This is a genomic window from Allorhizobium ampelinum S4 (genome assembly GCF_000016285.1).
In the GTDB taxonomy this organism is placed as follows: domain Bacteria; phylum Pseudomonadota; class Alphaproteobacteria; order Rhizobiales; family Rhizobiaceae; genus Allorhizobium; species Allorhizobium ampelinum.
This window is the reverse complement of sequence record NC_011988.1, coordinates 165,699-185,105: the sequence shown is the minus strand read 5'-3', so window position 1 is coordinate 185,105 and position 19,407 is coordinate 165,699. Positions and strand designations below refer to the sequence as shown.

General features: G+C 57.9%; 15 protein-coding genes. 8 read left to right on the top strand and 7 right to left on the bottom strand.

All coding sequences use genetic code 11. The annotated features are described in order from the left end of the window. Positions 1-115: 115 nt before the first annotated feature. Complete coding sequence (locus tag AVI_RS18185) at positions 116-643, bottom strand: invasion associated locus B family protein (RefSeq protein WP_012653599.1); 528 nt, start codon at positions 641-643, stop codon at positions 116-118. Next, complete coding sequence (locus tag AVI_RS18180; protein WP_187152397.1) at positions 643-3,693, bottom strand: autotransporter domain-containing protein; 3,051 nt, start codon at positions 3,691-3,693, stop codon at positions 643-645. Before AVI_RS18180 ends, AVI_RS18185 begins: the two co-directional genes overlap by 1 nt. 743 nt (positions 3,694-4,436) lie before the next feature. Between AVI_RS18180 and AVI_RS18175 the strand changes: the two genes are divergently transcribed. The 8 genes from AVI_RS18175 to AVI_RS18140 all read left to right on the top strand — a co-directional run bounded on the left by AVI_RS18175 (position 4,437) and on the right by AVI_RS18140 (position 14,371). After that, positions 4,437-6,089 carry an ABC transporter substrate-binding protein gene (locus AVI_RS18175; RefSeq protein ID WP_012653597.1) on the top strand — a complete coding sequence of 551 codons (1,653 nt, stop codon included), beginning with the start codon at positions 4,437-4,439 and terminating at the stop codon, positions 6,087-6,089. 24 nt (positions 6,090-6,113) lie between these two features. Beyond that, positions 6,114-7,124: an ABC transporter permease gene (locus AVI_RS18170; protein ID WP_012653596.1), complete on the top strand. Its 1,011-nt coding sequence runs from the start codon at positions 6,114-6,116 to the stop codon at positions 7,122-7,124. Beyond that, complete coding sequence (locus AVI_RS18165) at positions 7,121-7,969, top strand: ABC transporter permease (protein WP_012653595.1); 849 nt, start codon at positions 7,121-7,123, stop codon at positions 7,967-7,969. Before AVI_RS18170 ends, AVI_RS18165 begins: the two co-directional genes overlap by 4 nt. Continuing rightward, positions 7,948-9,684 (top strand): ABC transporter ATP-binding protein, encoded by a 1,737-nt coding sequence (locus AVI_RS18160; RefSeq protein ID WP_012653594.1) that lies wholly within the window; start codon positions 7,948-7,950, stop codon positions 9,682-9,684. The genes AVI_RS18165 and AVI_RS18160 overlap by 22 nt, the downstream gene beginning before the upstream one ends. Continuing rightward, complete coding sequence (locus AVI_RS18155; RefSeq protein ID WP_012653593.1) at positions 9,681-10,766, top strand: LLM class flavin-dependent oxidoreductase; 1,086 nt, start codon at positions 9,681-9,683, stop codon at positions 10,764-10,766. Before AVI_RS18160 ends, AVI_RS18155 begins: the two co-directional genes overlap by 4 nt. A 166-nt stretch (positions 10,767-10,932) precedes the next feature. Then, the gene (locus AVI_RS18150) at positions 10,933-12,036 is read left to right on the top strand and encodes an LLM class flavin-dependent oxidoreductase (protein ID WP_012653592.1); all 1,104 of its coding nucleotides are present in this window, start codon (positions 10,933-10,935) and stop codon (positions 12,034-12,036) included. Positions 12,037-12,188: 152 nt separating this feature from the next. Beyond that, positions 12,189-13,370: an acyl-CoA dehydrogenase family protein gene (locus AVI_RS18145; protein ID WP_012653591.1), complete on the top strand. Its 1,182-nt coding sequence runs from the start codon at positions 12,189-12,191 to the stop codon at positions 13,368-13,370. Further along, entirely contained in the window at positions 13,370-14,371 is a 1,002-nt protein-coding gene (locus tag AVI_RS18140; protein ID WP_012653590.1) for a ketopantoate reductase family protein, read from the top strand. The genes AVI_RS18145 and AVI_RS18140 overlap by 1 nt, the downstream gene beginning before the upstream one ends. 7 nt (positions 14,372-14,378) lie before the next feature. On the opposite strand, the gene AVI_RS18135 is transcribed toward AVI_RS18140, so the two are convergent. From AVI_RS18135 to AVI_RS18115, 5 genes are read right to left on the bottom strand one after another with little or no spacing between them, the layout of a single operon-like run. Continuing rightward, positions 14,379-15,668 carry an LLM class flavin-dependent oxidoreductase gene (locus AVI_RS18135; protein WP_012653589.1) on the bottom strand — a complete coding sequence of 430 codons (1,290 nt, stop codon included), beginning with the start codon at positions 15,666-15,668 and terminating at the stop codon, positions 14,379-14,381. A gap of 32 nt (positions 15,669-15,700) precedes the next feature. Beyond that, positions 15,701-17,062 (bottom strand): MmgE/PrpD family protein, encoded by a 1,362-nt coding sequence (locus AVI_RS18130; RefSeq protein ID WP_012653588.1) that lies wholly within the window; start codon positions 17,060-17,062, stop codon positions 15,701-15,703. Positions 17,063-17,070: 8 nt separating this feature from the next. After that, positions 17,071-17,856, bottom strand: coding sequence for an amino acid ABC transporter ATP-binding protein (locus AVI_RS18125; protein ID WP_012653587.1), 786 nt, complete (start codon positions 17,854-17,856; stop codon positions 17,071-17,073). 12 nt (positions 17,857-17,868) lie between these two features. Then, a complete protein-coding gene (locus AVI_RS18120; protein ID WP_085946650.1) occupies positions 17,869-18,639 on the bottom strand; it encodes an amino acid ABC transporter permease in 771 nt (256 codons plus the stop codon). An 8-nt stretch (positions 18,640-18,647) separates the two neighbouring features. After that, positions 18,648-19,394 (bottom strand): amino acid ABC transporter permease, encoded by a 747-nt coding sequence (locus AVI_RS18115; RefSeq protein ID WP_012653585.1) that lies wholly within the window; start codon positions 19,392-19,394, stop codon positions 18,648-18,650. Between the last annotated feature and the right edge of the window lie 13 nt (positions 19,395-19,407).

Below are 19,407 nucleotides of genomic sequence, written 5' to 3'. Positions count from 1 at the left end.
GGAATACGAAGTGTGCTTTCAATGACTCTTCGCATTACACAACGCGTCTCGCTGAATGTCCATTCCTGTCGGATGAAAACAGCCGGGCGTGTCCTTTGTATCATATGCGACACCTTCACTTCGACAGGACAGCGATCCTGTCGAGCCCGCTTGCCAGACCTTTCAAGGAAATCGTGAACGGAACCTCTGCACCGCCACCATATGCGTAAGCAATGAGTTTTAACGATTTACCACTTTTCAATGCGTTAGCCCCCTTATCTGTAAAGGTCAGGGATACGAGGCAGCCGGAGGGAACGCATGTCGAGAACCGAGAGGACTTGCCAGGTGGCGTATCGTCTATCGCAAATGCGACCCCCTTATCCAGGTCGAGCCCAAAAGGCAGAACGAGCGAACCCTTTATGCTCTTGTCGGCGGCAGGCGTGAGTTCGATGCCAAGAACCTGCTGCCCATTTTGCTGCACCTGTCGTTGAAATGTCGAGCAGACACGGCTTTCGTTGCGCTTCGAGCAGGCAACCGTCCAGTCCTCATAGGTTTCGGAAAGCGAAGACGGAGCATTGGGGCGACCATTGCTGTCTTGTGAAAAAGCGACGGTGGACGCGGCATTCGCGGCCACCATGATCGCAACAATTTTGGCGATCTTCATCAGAAACGGACATCCAGCTTTGCGTTGATGCTGTTTGAGGTTTCATTGCTACCGAATTCACCGGAATAGCCAATGCCGATCGTGGCGGTATCGCTGAGCCCGACATCGAGCCCGAGTTCGACAACGGCCGCATCCTTGGTCAAAGGTGTACCGGACACAACGTAGCTCTGGCTACCGACAAATGCCAGGCGTGAAGTTGGGTCGGTATCACCGAAGGCGTGCTGCCAACCAAGCATGCCTCTGGCCTTTGCGATATAGCCGCCCAGCATGAAATCGGAAGAGGCGCGCAAGCCAAGGGTCGTCAGTGTCGTGTCCAGGCTGTCGCTCGGGCTCGACAAGGCTGCAATGCCACCACGCTCATTAAAGCCGTCTCTCTGAACATTGACATGGGTGAGGTTGGCGAAGGGCTCGAAAGCCACGGTGCTGACATCGATGCGATAACCGAGTTCACCAAAGGCCTGGAAGCTGCCAGCGTCGTAATCAGCCTTCAGATGGTCGTTGAAACCGGAGAATGCCACGGATCGATTGGTCGACACCTGATGCCAGGTATAGGTAAGGCCTGAGCGGAAGGACAATTCTCCGTATTGCGCTCCGGCATACATGCCGAGATGATAGTTATCGCTATGGCCAAAGGATGAGCGGTCATTGGCATCGAAGCTGGACCGGCTATAGCCGCCAACGGCACCCAATCTCCAATCGGCGGAGACCGGAACGTCGAGACCCGCCACGAAACCGCCGGTGGACGAACTCAGGTCCGCAGCATTGCCATTGCCGTCGATGCTGTTCCATGTGCCGAAGCCCTGGCCCCAGGCCGTAAATAGGGGGATGTCCTTGTAAGCCGTATCGAACTTACTATCACCCTCCGCATAGGCCATGACCGGTGTCGGACGTGCGCCCACCGTGTTGAACGATGCCCGCATCCGGTCATTGACCGAATTGCGCAGCAACGTGCTGCTGGTGACCAGCGTATTCATGGCAGATGCGTGGACCTCGCCGGAAAGCGCTTCGAAGGCATGCTGCGCTTCTTCTGCACTTAACGGCAACAGGCTGTTATAGAGCGCAAGCGACTGCCCGCTCTGCTGCAAGGTATTGAGAGCCCGAGCGACATTGCGCTGGTTGCCGGTTACGGCGACAGAATCGAACAGGCCGGGCGATGGCGTGCCAGGGTTGGGTGTTCCGGGGTTTGGGGTTCCCGGATCGGGATTGCCCGGATTGGGTGTTCCTGGATCGGGATTACCAGGATTTGGCGTACCTGGATTTGGGGTTCCAGGATCAGGATTGCCGGGATTAGGTGTTCCGGGGTTAGGCGTACCTGTATCCTTGACAGCGATGGTCAGATCGACCTGGTTTGACGTTTGAGCCAATGCCACATCCAGAAAGGCCGACTTCGAAATGGCTTGAGCGAATTGCCCCTGGATACCGCCAGCCGATGACAGAATCGTATAGGTCTGGCCGGTTTGATAACTGGTTGCAGCATCGAGAGCTGTCACCTGCACGGACACATTGTTAGCGATTGAGGTTTTACCCGCGCTATCCACATAGGTCGGATTATTCTGGGCATCGGTTCCGGTCCATGCCTTCAGGGTTTGAACGACGATTTTGTCGCTGGTGCCATTTCCGGCAATATCGACATCATAAGCCGAGCCTTCCCCGAAAGAAATGTTGCCGTTCACCGTGAAGGTGCCGATGGCATTGTCGGAATTTCCGGGTGAAATCAGCGCACCCTTTTCCAGCGTGACATTGCCGACGGCTCCAGACCCGATCAGCCGTCCGAATGCCGTACCAGCATTCCGATCGCCCCAGACATCGATATTCGATGAAAAATATTCGCTTCCAAGGAAGTTCTTCCTGATAGCGCCCGTGTCCGCCTTGACGTTGAAGGTGCCGTTCTTGACATCAATATTCGTCTGCCATGCGAAGACATTGTCGTAATTGGTAACGGCTGTTCCCAGATTGCTGGCCAGAACCAATGTACTGCCACCGTCGACAATGATTCCGCCGAGATTATCGGTGGCCTCGAACTTGCTGAGATCCCCCGTCAGAATTGTTTCGCCCGACATGGACTTGATGTTTCCGTCACCGGTCAATGCATTGGCAAAGATATAGCCGGTTTGGGTGTGGTTAAAATTCAGGTATGCCCTCTCGGATGAACCGAAGGAAATAACCGCGTCAGGATTGATATAGCCGGCAGCAGCGGCGGCTTGGCCTTTGGGCTCGCCTCCAAGGGCCAGATTTCCCAGATCGATCTTGCCGCCAATGGTCAGGTGACCGCCCGTTGCCATTGTGATGCCGTTCTTGACATTCAAGTTGGCGCTATCGGCAATGGATATATTCGAGTTAGGGGCATACCCACCATTGACCGTCAGTGTGCCATTGACGTCCATGCGGGATTGGGCGCCTGTGACCACGAAATTCTGAAAGCTACCGCTTGTGCCGATTCCAACATCCTGGGCGACGATAGCACCGCCGTCTTCGATGCTTGCATTGGCGCCAACCGTCAACGTTCCGGTACTTGTCACCTTCGAGCCAGCGCCGCGGACAACAAAATTTGCAAGGCTGTTATCCGTGCCGTCCGCCGGGAGGCCACTGAACTCTGCGTCGATCGCATTGATCGAGCCCCCATTCGCGATGAGGACCGTTCCGGAATTGGAAATGCGGTCCGCAGTCAAGGTCGAGCCACTTCCAGTCACATTCAGCTGCGACGTGCTCGCGAACGTAAAATATTTTGCGTCGACAGTACCGCCATTCTCGATATTGAGAGTGCCGTTTTGATTGACCGTAATATTATTTGCCAGGACGTAATTGACCCTGGGAATGATCCAGGAAGAACCGGGACCGCTGACAATGACAGTCCCTGAACTACCAACCCGGTAGCCTACATAACCATTTGTGCTGTACACTTTCGCGCCATTGGCAATCGTCAGGCCGATGTCTTTGTTGTTGTATCCGACATAGAGATCACCATCGACCAGCGTATCACTCGTCCAGGTCGTGTTACCGCTATCAAGCACGACATCTTGAGCAAGACTGACGCCTGAACAGGAAACCACGGCCGTTACAGTAATAGATGGAAAAACAAGGGATTTTGAGAGGTATTTAACGATGCCAGGAAAGATGTTCTTATGTTTTAAGAGTGTACCGCCAAAATTCTTGCTGGATGTCTTGCTCATTACGTCGCCCCGTATTCCAGTGAACATTTGCAAGCAACATTGTTTTCCACAATAACAATATTGCCTATATTATTTGTCGACATGTCTATGTCGCATTCAGCACAGAAACGGGACCGAGGCCATTAGTGCAGATGTGCTATACGCGACATCGAACCCGGCAGAATGATCGACCTTTGCATGTCCGGGCCTGCGCCGGAGCCGTATTTTTGAGGTTTGGGCCGCTGGAAATGGGTCGGTTTTAGGCCTTAAAGAAGAACCCGAAAGACCGCGACAGGCCTTGAGCCACGCGCTGATAAACGGCCATCGTACGCGCTCGATGCGCTTTAGCGGATGTCCGCATTTCTCTTCACCACATTGAGAGAGGAAAAAAACCAAGCTACAGGCGCATCAATTGAATAATTAAAATCTATAAAATCGATAGATTAAGAATGATAAATCTTTCCCTGATTTCCATGCTCGTCTAGCTTGTTGTCACAGCTTCTCACCAATCAAGGCAGGAATGCACCGTGACCATCGCAGCGACAAAGCGTGCCACCTGTTTGCGCTCGCAATCAAAATAACCTCCGCAAACGAGGCTGTCCGTCCGTCCCGACATAAGACGCCACCCGACCAGGACCTATCTCATGATCAAACATTCCGATTCTATGGCTCTTTCTCGACGCAGGTTGCTGCTTGCCGGTTCTGCAATCCTCTCTGTCGCTCTTGTCGCATCAACTGGCTTGAAGCCCGCTCATAGCGCGGGCAACGCGAAAGACGGCGGCGATATTACGTTCCTGATCGACTCGTTGGGCAATACTTGGATACCCAACAACAGCGCGATCTCCAGCTTTCAGGGGCATGTCTGGGGCCACGTGGCCGACAAGCTCGTCTATGTCGATGCCGATGGCAAAGTGAGCCCGTGGATTGCTGAGCGCTGGGACCAGAATGAAGGCGCAACCGAGTTCACCCTCCATCTCAAGACCGGCGTGACCTTTTCTGACGGCACGCCACTCGACGCGGCCGCTGTCGTTGCAAATCTCGATATCTGGTATGCAGGCCGCAAGAGCGAAGGCATCAACCCGATCGGCCTTTTTCCCAAGACCTACGATCATGCAGAGGCGATTGATCCGTCCACGGTGAAAGTCGTCTTCAAAAAGCCGACGCTCGGCTTCATTCCAACCCTCGGCTATCACGGCTCGATCCTGATTTCCCCCAAGACCATCAGCCAACCGGCGACCCAGCAGGCAGATCTCGGCAAGACCTCTGGCAGCGGCCCTTATGTGGTTGAATCCTGGAAGGAAGGCGATTTCGTCAAACTGGTGAAGCGCAAGGATTACAATTGGGGACCGGCAGCTGTGGGCCATACCGGACCAGCGTTTCTGGATAGCATCACCTACAAGCTGGTCTCCGAACCATCGCTTCGGGTTGCGGCAGTTCAATCCGGGCAGGCCGATATTGCCTATAATGCCTCGCCCCAGGAGTTGAAGTCGCTCAAGGACGAGGGCTTTACCGTTGCCACGCCGCGTTATCTCGGGTTCGTCAATGGCTGGGCGGTGAATACCAAGCTCGAGCCCTATAACGATGTCAGGGTGCGCCAAGCCCTTCAGTCTGGCATCGATCGCCAGGAAATCATCGATACGGTCTATACATCGGATTGGAAGCTGGCGACCTCGTTCATCCAGAGCAATGTGCCGGGCGCAACCGACCAGAGCACGCTTTTGGCCTACGACTCCGCGAGGGCGGAAAAGCTGCTGGATGACGCAGGCTGGACGAAAGGCGCCGACGGCATCCGCGCCAAGGATGGAAAGCCGCTTCTGCTGACGCTTTACTCCAACCCCTATCTTGCCACGTCGAAGGCGGTGGATGAACTGATCGCCCAACAGCTCGGCAAGATCGGCTGGAAGGTCAATATCCGCACCTATGACGTGGTGACCTTCACCGAAAAGGTCAAGTTCGCAGGCCCAGCCGTACCAGCCTACGAAGTTACCCGCAGCTTTATCGATGCCGGCACCGTGGCCAGCATTCTGACCGATGCCAATAATGGCGAAAACTGGTTCGCGCTGGACCAGAGCGACCAGAAGATCAATGAGCTACGCGATAGAATTGCAGGTGCCCCTTCGTTAGAGGTGCGTGATCCGCTGCTGAACGAACTACAGAAATACGTCATCGAGCAAGGGTATTTCATCCCTCGCACCCAGATCGTTCAGCGCATTTATGTCCAGTCCCCGAAGCTTTCAGGCGAAGTCTATAACGGCATTGCCTATGCCAGCTACTACACCGCAAAAATCAGCCAATAACCAGCAATGTAAGGAGGCCTCGGTATGCGCAACGCCTACTTGACATATGCTGCAAAACGACTGGCCCAAGCTTTTGTGGTCATCCTGATGGCCTATGTCTTTACATTCGTGGTGGTCAGCATTCTGCCGGGCGACCCGGTCACCTCCGTCCTGCGTGATCCGCAAAACGGCTTCACCGAGGCGGAGATTGCCGAGATCATCGCCGCCCAGGGATTGGACAAGCCGATTTCGGTCCAATTGTGGACGTCACTCTCTCACTTCGTCACCGGCGATTTCGGCCTGTCGATGCGCTCCAGCCGCCCGGTGGCGGCGCTGATTGCCGAAGTCCTGCCCTCAACGCTGATCCTTGCATCGACGGCCCTTGCCTTCGCGCTTGCCCTGGCGCTGGTGATTGCCTACGGCACGCAGTTTCTGCCAAAACGGTTCGGACAGGGCCTGCTGCGGGGTTTTCCCTCCCTGTTCCTATCGGTCCCGAATTTCGTCATCGGGCTGGCCCTGATCCATATTTTCGGCTTCCAGCTGGGCGTTTTCCGGGTCATTGAACCGGATAGTGTCTGGGCAACCCTGTTTGCGTCAATTGCACTCGGCATTCCCGTCTCCGCCCAGATAGCGGAAGTCCTGATTGCCAACCTCGACCATGAAGCAAGCCAGGACTATGCCACTGTAGCGCGGGGTCGAGGTCTTTCCCAGGCGCAGATGTTTTTCAAACACCTGTTGAAGCCCTCATCATTGCCGGTGGTCACAGTGATCGCCCTGACCGTCGGCGAGTTGCTGGGTGGTTCGCTGATAACCGAAACGGTTTTTGGGCGAACGGGCATCGGCAGCCTGGTGCAGCGCTCGGTCACAACACAGGATCTGCCTGTTCTTCAGGCGGTCGTATCGCTGGCAGCAGTGGCCTTCGTTCTCGTCAACCTGATCGCAGACCTCGTCTATCCCCTGCTTGACCCGCGTGTGAAACTGCTTGGCGTCCAACGGCCTCGCACGTCCGCTGAGGACACAAGCTCTACCGAAACCTCCCGTGCGGTGACGATATGACGATCGCTTTTTCCTCCTCGAATGGTGGTTTGCAGGCAGCCAAAAAATGGTCGGCAGTCCACATGCCGCCAACGGTGTTCATCTCATTTGCCATCATTGCCCTGGTGATCGCCTGGGCGCTCGCCCCCGGCTTGTTCACAAGCCATAGCCCCGTCATCGGCGTTCCCGCTCAAAAACTGCTGGCACCCAGCGCACAGCATTGGTTCGGCACAGACCAGCTCGGGCGCGACCTTTACGCGCGCGTCGTCTATGGCACGGCGTCTTCGGTGACCAGTGCGCTGATCGCGGTTGTCATTGGCGTTATCGTCGGTGGCCTCATTGGCCTTCTGGCCGGCTTTCTCGGTGGCTGGGTCGATATCGTGCTGGCGCGCCTGGTCGATATGCTGCTGGCGATCCCCAGCTTCCTGCTGGCGATTATCGTCGTCACCGCACTCGGCTTCACCACCACCAATGCCGCCATCGCGACCGGCGTCTCCGCCGTGGCGGTCTTTGCCCGGGTGATGCGGGCAGAGGTGATCAAAACCCGGCAAGCGACCTTCGTCGAGGCGTCGTTTCTGCTGGGAGGGTCACGTTGGTATATCCTTCTTTGGCACGTGCTCCCAAATGCTTCACGCTCCCTTCTCACCCTCGCCGTCCTGCAATTTGGTCTTTCCATTCTGGTGATCGCCGGTCTTGCCTTCCTCGGCTACGGCGATCCGCCACCCGCCTCGGACTGGGGTCTGCTGATTTCAATCGGCAAGGATTATCTCAAATGGCCGTGGCTGGTTTACGCGCCTGCGTTCGCCGTGATCGCAACCGTCCTCTCCGTCAACAGGATCAGCCGATGGCTCCGCAAGACAGACTGACCTCCACACTCCCCTGGTTTGCAACCGCTGCTCCAGCGCTCCAGCCATCCGCTCCGCTGCTGAGAGTTGAAGACCTGTCGGTATCCTACGGGGCTCGCCAAGTCGTGACGACTGTCGGGTTTGAGCTGGACCGAGGCAAGAGCCTTGCGTTGATTGGAGAATCCGGCTCGGGCAAATCAACCATCGCGCGGGCCATTCTGAGGCTATTACCTCAAGGCGGACATGCGACGGGAAAAATCGAGTTCAACGATCAGAACATCTTGAGCCTTGCCGAACGTCAGTTCCGGCCTCTGCGGGGGCGCGCTATCGGCTTTGTTCCGCAAGATCCCGGCAACGCGCTCAACCCGGTGCGCACCATCGGCGCGCAAGCCATGGAAGCGGCAGCCCTTCTCGGTGAACAAGACAAAGCCATCCGCAAAGCGCTGATCCTGGACACATTCGCGGAGGTCGGCCTCGACAACCCGGGTCGCGTCTACGATTCCTATCCGCATCAACTGTCAGGCGGCATGCTTCAACGGGTGCTGATCGGCCTTGCCGTACTGCCGCGCCCGGCCCTTCTGGTGGCGGACGAGCCGACCTCCGCGCTGGATGTGACGATCCAGAAGCGCATCCTCGACCTTCTGACACGACTTCAGCAGGATCTGGATATCAGCCTCCTGCTGATCACCCACGACCTCGCAATCGCTTCCGAGCGGGCAGATCAACTGGTCGTGCTGAAGGATGGCGTTGTGCAGGAGGCGGGCAATACCCAGGCTGTCTTTGCCGCACCGGCTTCGGCCTATGCCAGAAAGCTGCATGCCGATGTTCCCGCCCTCAATCCTGACCGCTATGCCAAGCTGCGTGATAGCGGGTTTCGTAACATCGAGAATACTGCGGGCGTTGATGCCAAGATCGAGGTCAAATGTGTGACAAAGACCTTCACGGTCGATGGCAAATCCCTGACAGCTGTCGATAATGTGACATTCTCCGTACCATCAGGCACCACACACGCGCTGGTTGGCGAATCCGGCTCTGGCAAGACAACGACGATCCGGCTGCTTCTGGGCCTTGAGGAACCCGATACCGGCCAGATCTCGGTTGCCGGTGAGCAGTTTTCAAGCCGTAATCCCCAGTCCAGACGAGCCGTCTGGCGCCATCTTCAACTCGTCTACCAGAACCCGTTCACCTCACTCGATCCCACCTGGAAAATCGAGAATCTGGTACGCGAGCCGCTGGACCGGTTCAAGATTGGCACTGCGCGGGAGCGAAGCGAGCGGGTGCGCGAAGCCTTGTCCAATGTCGGACTGGGCGAGCATCTGCTTGGCCGCAAGCCGGGCGCACTGTCCGGTGGCCAGCGTCAGCGCGTCGCCATTGCCCGATCGCTGGTTTTAAAGCCGGATGTTATCGTGCTGGATGAGCCGACCTCAGCGCTCGATGTCAGTGTCCAGGCCGATATTGTTGACGTGCTTTTGACGCTACAGGCCAATCTGGGTCTGACCTATGTGTTCGTTTCCCACGATCTCGCCCTGGTGCGCCAGCTGGCCCATACCGTCTCGGTCATGCATCGCGGGCGCATCGTCGAGCACGGCACCGTCAAAGCCGTCTTCGACACTCCCCGCCAATCCTATACCCGGTCGCTGCTGGCTTCGATCCCGTCGGGTGGCAACTACGCGACGCAGTTGGATTCAAGTCTCGACTTCAAAGAGCCCGTTTCCCAAAAAGAAGAGATCGCATGACCGTAATCGCGCAAAGCAAGACGTCGGCGCAGCCCTTCCGCACAAAGCATCGGCTTGGCTTTAATACCCGCGTGTCTTTCAACGATATCGACGGACCGGCACACGGTTTGCGCGAGGGAATTGAACTCTATCAGATTGCCGAGCAACTCGGCTATCAATCGGGCTGGGCCTACCAGCGGCACTTCGATCATTACCTGTCTTCCCCGTTGCCCTTCTTTGCGGCAGCCGGTCAACACACCAAGCGCATCACATTGGGGTCGGCGGTCATCCCGATGCGCTATCAGGACCCTATCCTGCTGGCAGAGGCCGCAGGAACCACTGACCTGCTGGTCGGCGGACGGCTGGAACTGGCCATTTCGACGGGTGCGAACGCCACATTCGACGCAATCTTCGGGACAAGTGACACGGACGCCCGTACTGAGGCAAAACGGCGACAAGCCCGGTTTCTGGCAGCCATTGCCGGCGACGTCCTTCATACGGTGGACGGCCCCGGACAAGGCGCGCCAGAGGGTACCGAACTTCGAGTGACGCCGCATAGCCCAACCCTACGCTCACGGATCAGGCAGGGCGCGGCAAGCCTTGCCTCTGCCGTGCAGGCCGCAGAACTTGGCATTGGGCTGATCACCGGCACCGTCCAGCATGACCAAGCTGAAGGCGAAAGTTTCGGCGCATACCAGGCGCGTATCATCGAAGCTTACCGCACGACATGGCGCAAGACGTGGTCAACCGAGCCACCCCCGGTCGCAGCCGCAGCCTCTATTCTGGTTGGAACGACATCCGAACTGAGAGAGAAATATGCAGCCTACGATCTGGAACGCCGAACCCAGGGCATCGCGGCATCAAGGCCCAAGGGCGCCCTGCAACCCGCTTTCCGGCAACCATCGGGAAGCCAGATCTCGCCTGTCTTTCAGGGAACACCCGATCAGGTCACCGAGGCGGTCTTCAACGATCCGGGCCTTGCCAGCGCCGATGAAGTCATCCTGTTTCTGCCGCCTGCCTTCGGTCTTGCGGAAAATGTCAGGCTTTTGACCGATCTTGCCCAGACGGTCGCGCCGAATTTTGGCTGGCGACCAGACCAATGACCTGCCCCTATTGGCTATTGTAGGTTGCCGGCAGCAAACCGGCTGCATCACGACGTATTAAAATATTCTATTAAATACATAGAAAAAGAATGGATTTTCTTTCTCCCGGATAAACATCCTCATAGGTTGTACCAAAGGCTCAGAACCGAAATGGAGACCACCCAGAATGGCTGCCGAATTCATTAGCGCAAGTTTCGCCAACGGATCGAATGATCTTCGCCCCATCCCCGATGCGCCGGTGGACCCCGATTTCCTGCAACGCTACGCACGTGCGCTGGACGATTACGGTTTCAACTACACACTGATCCCCTATTCTTCCGCTTCCTTTGATCCTTTCACGCTGGGTGCGACCATTCTGGCCCATACCAAGCAAATCAAGATCATTGTCGCCCTGCGCCCGAACACCATCTACCCGACCGTTGCGGCGAAATCGCTGGCAACACTGGACCAGTTGAGCGGCGGCCGTGTTGTCGTCCATTTCATCGCCGGCGGCAGTGATGAGGAGCAGGCCCGCGAGGGTGATTTTCTGACCAAGGAGCAACGCTACGAGCGTCAGGAAGAATATATCCGCATTCTGCGTCTGGCCTGGACCTCGACAGAACCCTTCGATTTCGATGGGAAATACTACCAGTTCAAACAGTTCCGCAGTGCCGTGCGCCCGACCAACGGCCTGATCCCGATCTCGCTGGGTGGCTCGTCGGATGCGGCCTATCGGATCGGCGGCTCGTTATGCGATATTTTTGGCCTTTGGGGCGAGCCTTTGGCAGAAACCAAACAACAGATCGACCGCATCTATGCCGAGGCGGCCAAGGCCGGACGCAAGGATCGTCCGCGAATCTGGGTCACATTCCGTCCGATCATTGCCGAAACGGACGAACTGGCCTGGCAGAAAGCGCATCGCATTCTCGACACGCTGAACGAAAATCGTGAGAAAGGCCTTAGCAGAACACCCTTGTCCGCGCCTCCTCCAGCCAATGTCGGCTCACAGCGTCTTCTGGATATTGCCAAACGCGGCGATGTTCACGACAGGGCTCTCTGGTATCCGACAGTGACGGCGACAAACGCCAGCGGCGCAACCACCGCTTTGGTCGGTTCGCCTCGCACCATCGCCGATTCCATACTTGATTATATCGACCTCGGCGCCGATCTGATCTCGATCCGTGGGTACGACAACTACAATGATGCCGTGGATTATGGTCGCTATGTCCTACCGCTGGTCCGCGAAGGCATCCGTGAACGCGAAGAGAACAAGAAGAAGGCCGCTGCCTGATTAAAGCATCGGACCGAAAAGTGGAAACCGGTTTTCGGATAAATCCGATGCGCAAACAAAAACTGAGAGCATCGTGCTGGTTCCAATTTCTGCACGATGCTCAAGCCTCACCCGGCGGCTTTATAGACAGACATTCAAAAGGCTTCAAAACCATGGCCCATGATCAAACCCTGCTGGACGCAACCGTACGGATCGTTGCAGAGGCCGCGCCGGATGCCGACCGCAGCGGACAGTTTCCGTGGGCAGGCATTCGTGCCGTTCACGAAAGCGGACTTCTCGAAAGCACCGTTGCGACGCGATATGGCGGCCAGGGTGGGACGCTCTACGATGCCGCACATATTCTGGCGGCTCTTGGCCGTGGCGATCCATCGGTTGCTCTGATCAGCGCCATGACGATCTTCAATCACCTCGGCCAAGCCTCAAGAAACCATTGGCCTGAAGATCTCTATCAACGGCTCCTTGCCGAGGCAAAACAGCGCCCCTTGCTGCTCAACGCAGCCCGGGTCGAGCCAGAGCTTGGATCGCCAGCCCGTGGCGGCCTGCCGGCAACACGTGCCCGCCGCACCTCGACAGGCTGGTCGATAACTGGTCGTAAGCGTTTCGTAACGGGTGCGCATGGCCTCACGCATTTCCTGGTCTGGGCGCATACGGACGAAACGCCAACCCGCGTCGGAACCTTTATTGTGCCGAATGGACTGCCCGGCATAAGCGTCATCGAAAACTGGAACAGCCTCGGCATGCGGGCGACAGGCTCGCATGATGTTGACTATAGCGATGTCGAAATCCCTCTCGAAAATGTTCTGGATCTGACCGGTACAGAAATCGCCCAGCAGGATAATCGCGGCCACGCGGCGATTACACTTGCGCTGACGGCGATCTATCTTGGGGTTGCTGAAGCGGCACAAGCAGCCTTCAACCATTTCGCCCATGACCGTGTTCCAACCAATCTGGGCCATCCCATCGCCCTTACCGAACGGTTCATAACGCTATCAGGCGAAATCGACCTGCTGGTCGGCGGCGCGCGCCAGATTATCTTCGATGCGCTTTTGTCCGGTCAAGGCGATGCGGAACGCCTGATGCGTGCCAGACTTATCGCTGGCCGCCAGTTGCGGAGCGCCGTGGAAATCGCCGTGCGCGGCATCGGCAATCCGGGCCTTAACGCCGATATCGGGCTTGAACGCCACTTCCGTGACATTCAGGCCGTGCTTGTTCATGCTCCGCAGGAAGATACCTCCCTGTCGATCCTTGGCCGTGCGGCGTTTGAACGCTGGCAGCGCCAGGAAGCAACGCCGCAAAACTCTGTCGTGAAACACTCCATCCTGAAAACCGCCTGATGACACGATACATTATCATTGGCGCGGGTGCGGTCGGCGCAAGCCTTGCAGCAGAATTTCACAGCAAGGCCATACCCTATCTTCTCGTCGGACGCGGAAAGCAGATCGCACATATCGCGGCCCATGGCCTGACTTACCACCGCCCGAAACAAAGTCGCGTCATCCGTCTCAACGTGCTCGACACCGCACATCCACCCGATCTTCACCCGGACGATGTTCTTCTCCTGACGGTGAAGGCACAGGATGTTGAGGCCGCAACCCAATTTTGGGCATCTCAACCTGTGGGAAATACAGGTCTGGCATCAGAACTACCCTTGGTGACGTTTCAGAATGGTCTTGCCGCCGAAGACATCGCATTGCGGCGCTTTTCCAAGGTCTATGCGGCAAGCATTCTCATTCCAGCGCGTTTTACAGTGACGGGAGAGGTCGTCGTGGGAGGCGAGCCGGAGGTGGGCGTGGTCACGCTCGGACGCTATCCGCAAGGACTAGATGACAAGGCATTTGCCATCGCTGCCGACCTGTCAACAGCTGGTTATCTGGTTGAAACACGGGCCGATATCCGGCGCTGGAAAGCAGCAAAGCTCGAGCATAATGTCACCAATGTCGTAGAGCTCTTTGCCGGAACGCCCGAAGCACGGTCAAACGCAGCGCAAGCGCTCGCGGTCGAAGCAAGCCTGGTGTTGCGAGCCGCTGGCTACGATCCGGCGTCCCGCTCTGAAAGAAACATCGATATATCCGGTTGGCATGTTGCCGAAGACGCCGGCATTGAACCGGGTCAGCAATCGACCTGGCAAAGCTTCATGCGAGGCAGTTCGAGCGAAGTGGATTATCTGAACGGTGAAATCACTCGCCTCGCCCGGTTTCATGGCATTGATGCGCCGATCAATACCGCTTTCCAGCAAGCCGCCGCCAAACTCGCACGGGACGGAAGCAAACCCGGTTCGCTTCCGATAGAAGATGTGATCGGAAAACCGCCTGTTCCTCTTCCATCCCATGCGTGAGTTTCAGTCATGGCCGGGATACGCCCAGATGATCGCGCAAGGTCACGCCGCTATAATCTGTCCGAAACAGGCCGCGTTCCTGAAGGATCGGAACCACCAGGCGGGTGAAATCCTCCAGTCCCTCCGGGAAGAACGGGGGCATGATGTTGAAGCCGTCAGCGGCGCGTGTTTCAAACCATTGCTGCATACGGTCGGCGATATCTTCGGGCGTGCCGAGCACGATATGATGTCCCCGCCCGGCAGCAACCCGTAGGGCCAATTGCCTTATGGTCAGATTTTCGCGCCGGGCCAACGCGGTCAGCAATTCGGCGCGGCTGCGCAGCTGGTCGGAAATCGGCAGGTCCGGCAATGGACCATCCGGATCGTAATCGGCAAGGCTATGGCCGATCCGCTCTTCGAGCAGCGGCATGGCGCTTTTCAGTTCGGTCCATTGGTCGAGTTCGGCCAGCTTGTCGGCAGCCTCCCGTGCCGTGCGACCGATGACAGGCAGGAAGCCCGGCATGACAGCGACATCATCGGGATGCCTGCCAAACCCGGTGACACGATCCTTGAGGCTTTTGTAGAAAGCCTGCGCTTCATCGAGGCTTTGTTGGGCCGTGAACACCACATCGGCCGTTCGGGCCGCGAGATCCTGCCCCGGCCCGGATGATCCGGCCTGAATCAGAATGGGATGACCCTGCGGCGACCGGGGAATATTGAGCGGACCCTTGACCGAGAAATATTTACCCGTGTGGTCAAGGAGATGCACCTTATTGGGATCGGCATAGATGCCGTTCAGCTTGTCCTTGATGAAGGCATCGTCATCCCAGCTGTCCCAAAGGCCGCGCACCACATCGACAAATTCTTCGGCGACGGCGTAGCGTTCATCATGGCCGGGATGGGATTTGGAAAAATTATTGGCGGTCCGGGCATAGGATGTGGTGACGATGTTCCAAGCGGCCCGCCCCTGGCTTAAATGGTCAATGGAGGAGAAGGCACGGGCAACATGGTAGGGTTCGCCGTAGGTGGTCGAGGCGGTTGCGGCAAGGCCGATCTTTTCGGTGACCATGGCAAGTGCGGCCAAGAGGGTCAGCGGTTCGAACCGGGCAATGGTCGAGGGATGCGCATCAACACCACTCGTCAGCCCGTCGGCCAGGAACACCATGTCGAATTTCGCCTGTTCGGCGAGCTGCGAGACGCGGCGCAGCAGGTCAAAATTTTCGCTGCCGGCTTCCGCATTCGGATGCCGCCAGCCGGAGACATGGTGGCCAGCCCCTTGCAGGAACAGGCCGAGGTGGATTTCTCTCTTGCGGGTCATGGCACAGTCTTTCGTCACGTGTGGGTCAGGCGTCATTTACGGATAAGCAAGGCGTCCTGGTTGAGAAGGGCAAGCAGGCGGCGCAGATCGGCACTGCTGCTCATATGCCGGACGAGCGAAGGGATTTCGGCAAAGCAGGCATCCGCCCCAGTCGCCTCGCGGAATTTGTCGGCTGGATCGGCAAGCCCCGGCAGGCCGTCGAACCGGCGCTGGATGGTACCGCCGTCTTTCAGCACGATATCGAGGATAACAAATCGCGTCGTCGGATCGCTCGACATCCGCGGCGCACTCTCCTGATGCCGACGACCGGCACGGGCCGCGAGTTCCATCAACCGGGGTTCCACCGGTCGCTCATCGAAATGGTCGAGCCGCAGAGCTCCATCGATCAGGCTGGCGGCAAAAACATATTCCGGGCTGAAGCGCGCCTCGATCCCATTCGTTGGCTTGGTAACGACAAGCGCGGCATCCGCTCCGGGCGGATAGGTGAAGGTGATCGTGTCGATGGCATCAGCGGCAAGGCCCTCGCGATGCAGGTCTATGCCGAGGGATGCGACCGGATGGCTGGCCGTGCAGCAGGGATAGGCTTTCAGCGTGAGGCCCGGCGAAACGATCTGCCAGGGCGCACCCCAGTTCTCAACCACGGTTCCCGGATGCCCTGCCCCGAAAGCATAGGCGGAATGAAAACCAACCGGATTGTCCAGAAAATCCGGCGCGCCCCCGAAACCCGCCGAGGCCAACCGCGCTGCCAGCAGGCCGGAGCGCGCCGCCATGCCGGCATGATAGGGCTTGGCGTCGAAACCGAACTGCAATCTGAGCCCGGAGGATTGCGTTGCGGCAAGGCCAAGCGCCACCGCTGTTTCTTCCGGTGATGCCTGCGTCAAATGGCAAATCGCCGCCGCAGCACCCACCGTGCCAAGGGTCGCCGTAGCGTGGAAGCCGTTTTCGTAATGCCGGGCACCGAGCGAAAGGCCCAGCCGCGCCATGGCCTCCAGCCCGACACTATAGGATGCGATCATTGCGTCGGCGGTAAAATCGCGCTCCGCAGCCAGCGCAAGCAATGCCGGAATAATCACGGTCGTCGGATGGCCGCGCACACTGGAATGGACGTCGTCATAGTCAAGCACATGGCCCGCATAGGCATTGACGACAGCCGCTACCAGCGGATCGGTGCGGCGCGCGCTGCCGATCAGGACGGCTTCACCGCCGATATTCCCGCCGAGTGCGGTTGCGACGATAGCCGTTGTCCGCTCGCCTGCGCCAGCAATCGCGCAGGCCAAAAAATCAATGATCGCCGTGCGGGCTGCTGCCATCGCCGCATTGTCGCGGGCGGGCTCAGATTGCACAATTGCCCGTGCGAAAGCACTGGTCAGTGGCGCGGCTGTGGTCGTCGTCATGGCGGCTCCTATATGCCTTCGCCTTCGCGCACCGTACCCCGGCCCGACAACCCGCCGACGAACTGGCGGATGCGCGCATTGTCGCTTTTATGGAAGATCTGCTCAGGCGAGCCTTGGCCAACGATGCGGCCATTCTCGGTAAATACCACGGTGTCGCTGATCTCTTCGGCAAAGCGCATTTCATGGGTGACGAGAATGCTGGTCATACCCTCGCGGATCAGGTCACGGATCACCCACAAAACCTCGCCGACGGTTTCAGGATCGAGCGCCGATGTGACCTCGTCAAACAGCACGAGATCGGGTTTCATCGCCAGCGCCCGGGCAATCGCCACGCGCTGCTGCTGCCCGCCGGAGAGCTGGCCGGGATAGGCATCGGCCTTTTCGCCAAGCCGCACCTTGTCCAGCAATTCGCGCGCAACCTTTTCCGCTTCGCGTCTTGCCGTCCCCAGAATGCGGGTCGGGGCAAGCATGATATTGTCGAGCACCGTCAGGTGCGGAAAGAGATTATATTGCTGGAAGACGATGCCGACCCGCTTGCGCAGCGCGATACGTTCGCTTTCCTTGGTCAACTGGTCCACGCGGGTCCCCGCCACGGTGATGCGACCGCTTTGGGCCGTCACCAGCGCGTTGATGCAGCGCAGGATGGTGGATTTGCCCGAGCCGGAGGGACCGATGATCGACACGGCATCGCCCTTGTTGACCGTCAGGTCGATGCCCTTCAGCACCTGCGTCTGGCCGAAGGACAGGTGCACGTCTTCCAAACGGACGATGGCATTGTCGGTATTTGCAATCATTCTCTCAAATCCTCAGGCCGCCTTGAAACGGCGCTCCAGACGGCGGGTCAGACGGGCGATCGGGTAGCAAAGCGCGAAGAAAGCAGCCATCACCACGACATAGGCAATGACGGTAAAATCAAGCCGCCGCACGGACGTGCTAGCATCGGTGGCGGCATGGAGAAGTTCATGGACGCCGACCAGCGAGGCCAGCGAAGTCCCCATGGTGATCGAGGCAAGCACATTCATCCATGGCGGCAGCGACCGGCGCAGGCATTGCGGCAGGATGATCCAGCGCAGCGCCTGCCAGCGCGAAAAGCCCAGGCCTTGTGCCGCCTCCCATTGCGCGGTCGGAATGGACAGAATGGCACCACGGGTGATTTCGGCGATATAGGCGCTTGCCGGGATGGCCAGACCGACCATGGCTTTCACCCAATCGGGAAAGGACAGATAATTGCCAAAGACGATGATCTCGAAGGGAAAGATATAGGTTGTCGCAAAGATCAGCACCAGATGCGGCGCATTGCGAAACACCTGCACATAGACCGCAGCCGGGTAGCGGACCAGCCGGAATGGCACCATTTGCAGCATGCCGAGCAGGATACCCAGCACGCTTCCCAGCGTCATCGCCGACAGGCTGATGACGATGTTCATCGCAAAGCCGGAGCCGAGATAAGGAAGCCATTGCACCAGTTCACGGCCAAGCGACAGATCGGCCAATGCCCAGATAAGGATTGCTAGCGGCAAGGCGACAAGAGCTATATTGCGCAGCGCGGGGCTGCGGCCCGCAGGGTTGTGAAGCATTGGCGACATCATAGCCCATATCCCGGAATAGCGAGCTTGCGCTCTGCCCAAAGGCCGACGCGGGCGACGACCAGATTGATGAGGCTGAAGAAAGCCAGGATAACGATCATCAGTTCTATGACATTGTCACGCTGGGTCCAGACCATGATCGACGCATAGGTGATTTCGCTGACAGCAATTGCATTGCCGACCGTCGTCAGCTTGACGAGATTGATCAGGTTGTTGACGATGGCCGGTAGCGAAGCCCGAAAGGCGAGCGGCACCTCGACGTAACGCAGGATCTGGAACTGGCTGAAGCCAATGCCGCGAGCCGCCTCAATCGTCGAGGCCGGTACGGCTTCGATCCCGGCGCGGATCGCTTCGGAGTGCAAGGCCGCCACATGCAGGCCCACCACAGCAACCACCCAGAAAAATGGCGTCAGCGGATTGTTCTGCGCGCCACCGACAAGATTGGACACAACCGTGTTCAACACCAGAAAGCTGAACATCAGCTGTACCAGCGTCGGCGTATTGCGGGTCACTTCCACGAACGCCCGGACTGGCGCGGAAAGCCATGACCGGCCCGATGTCAGGCAGGCGGCAAACAAGAGACCAAACAGCAAACTGACGGGAATGAGCAAAGCCACCAAATAAAGCGTGGTTAGAAAACCATCCCGCCAGATCTGCGCCTCATATCCCGTTGCCAGGAACTCAAAATTAAGACCGATACTGCCCGTCAGACGGACGAACAGATCGGTGAGATTGATATCCTGCATGTGTCTCTACCGT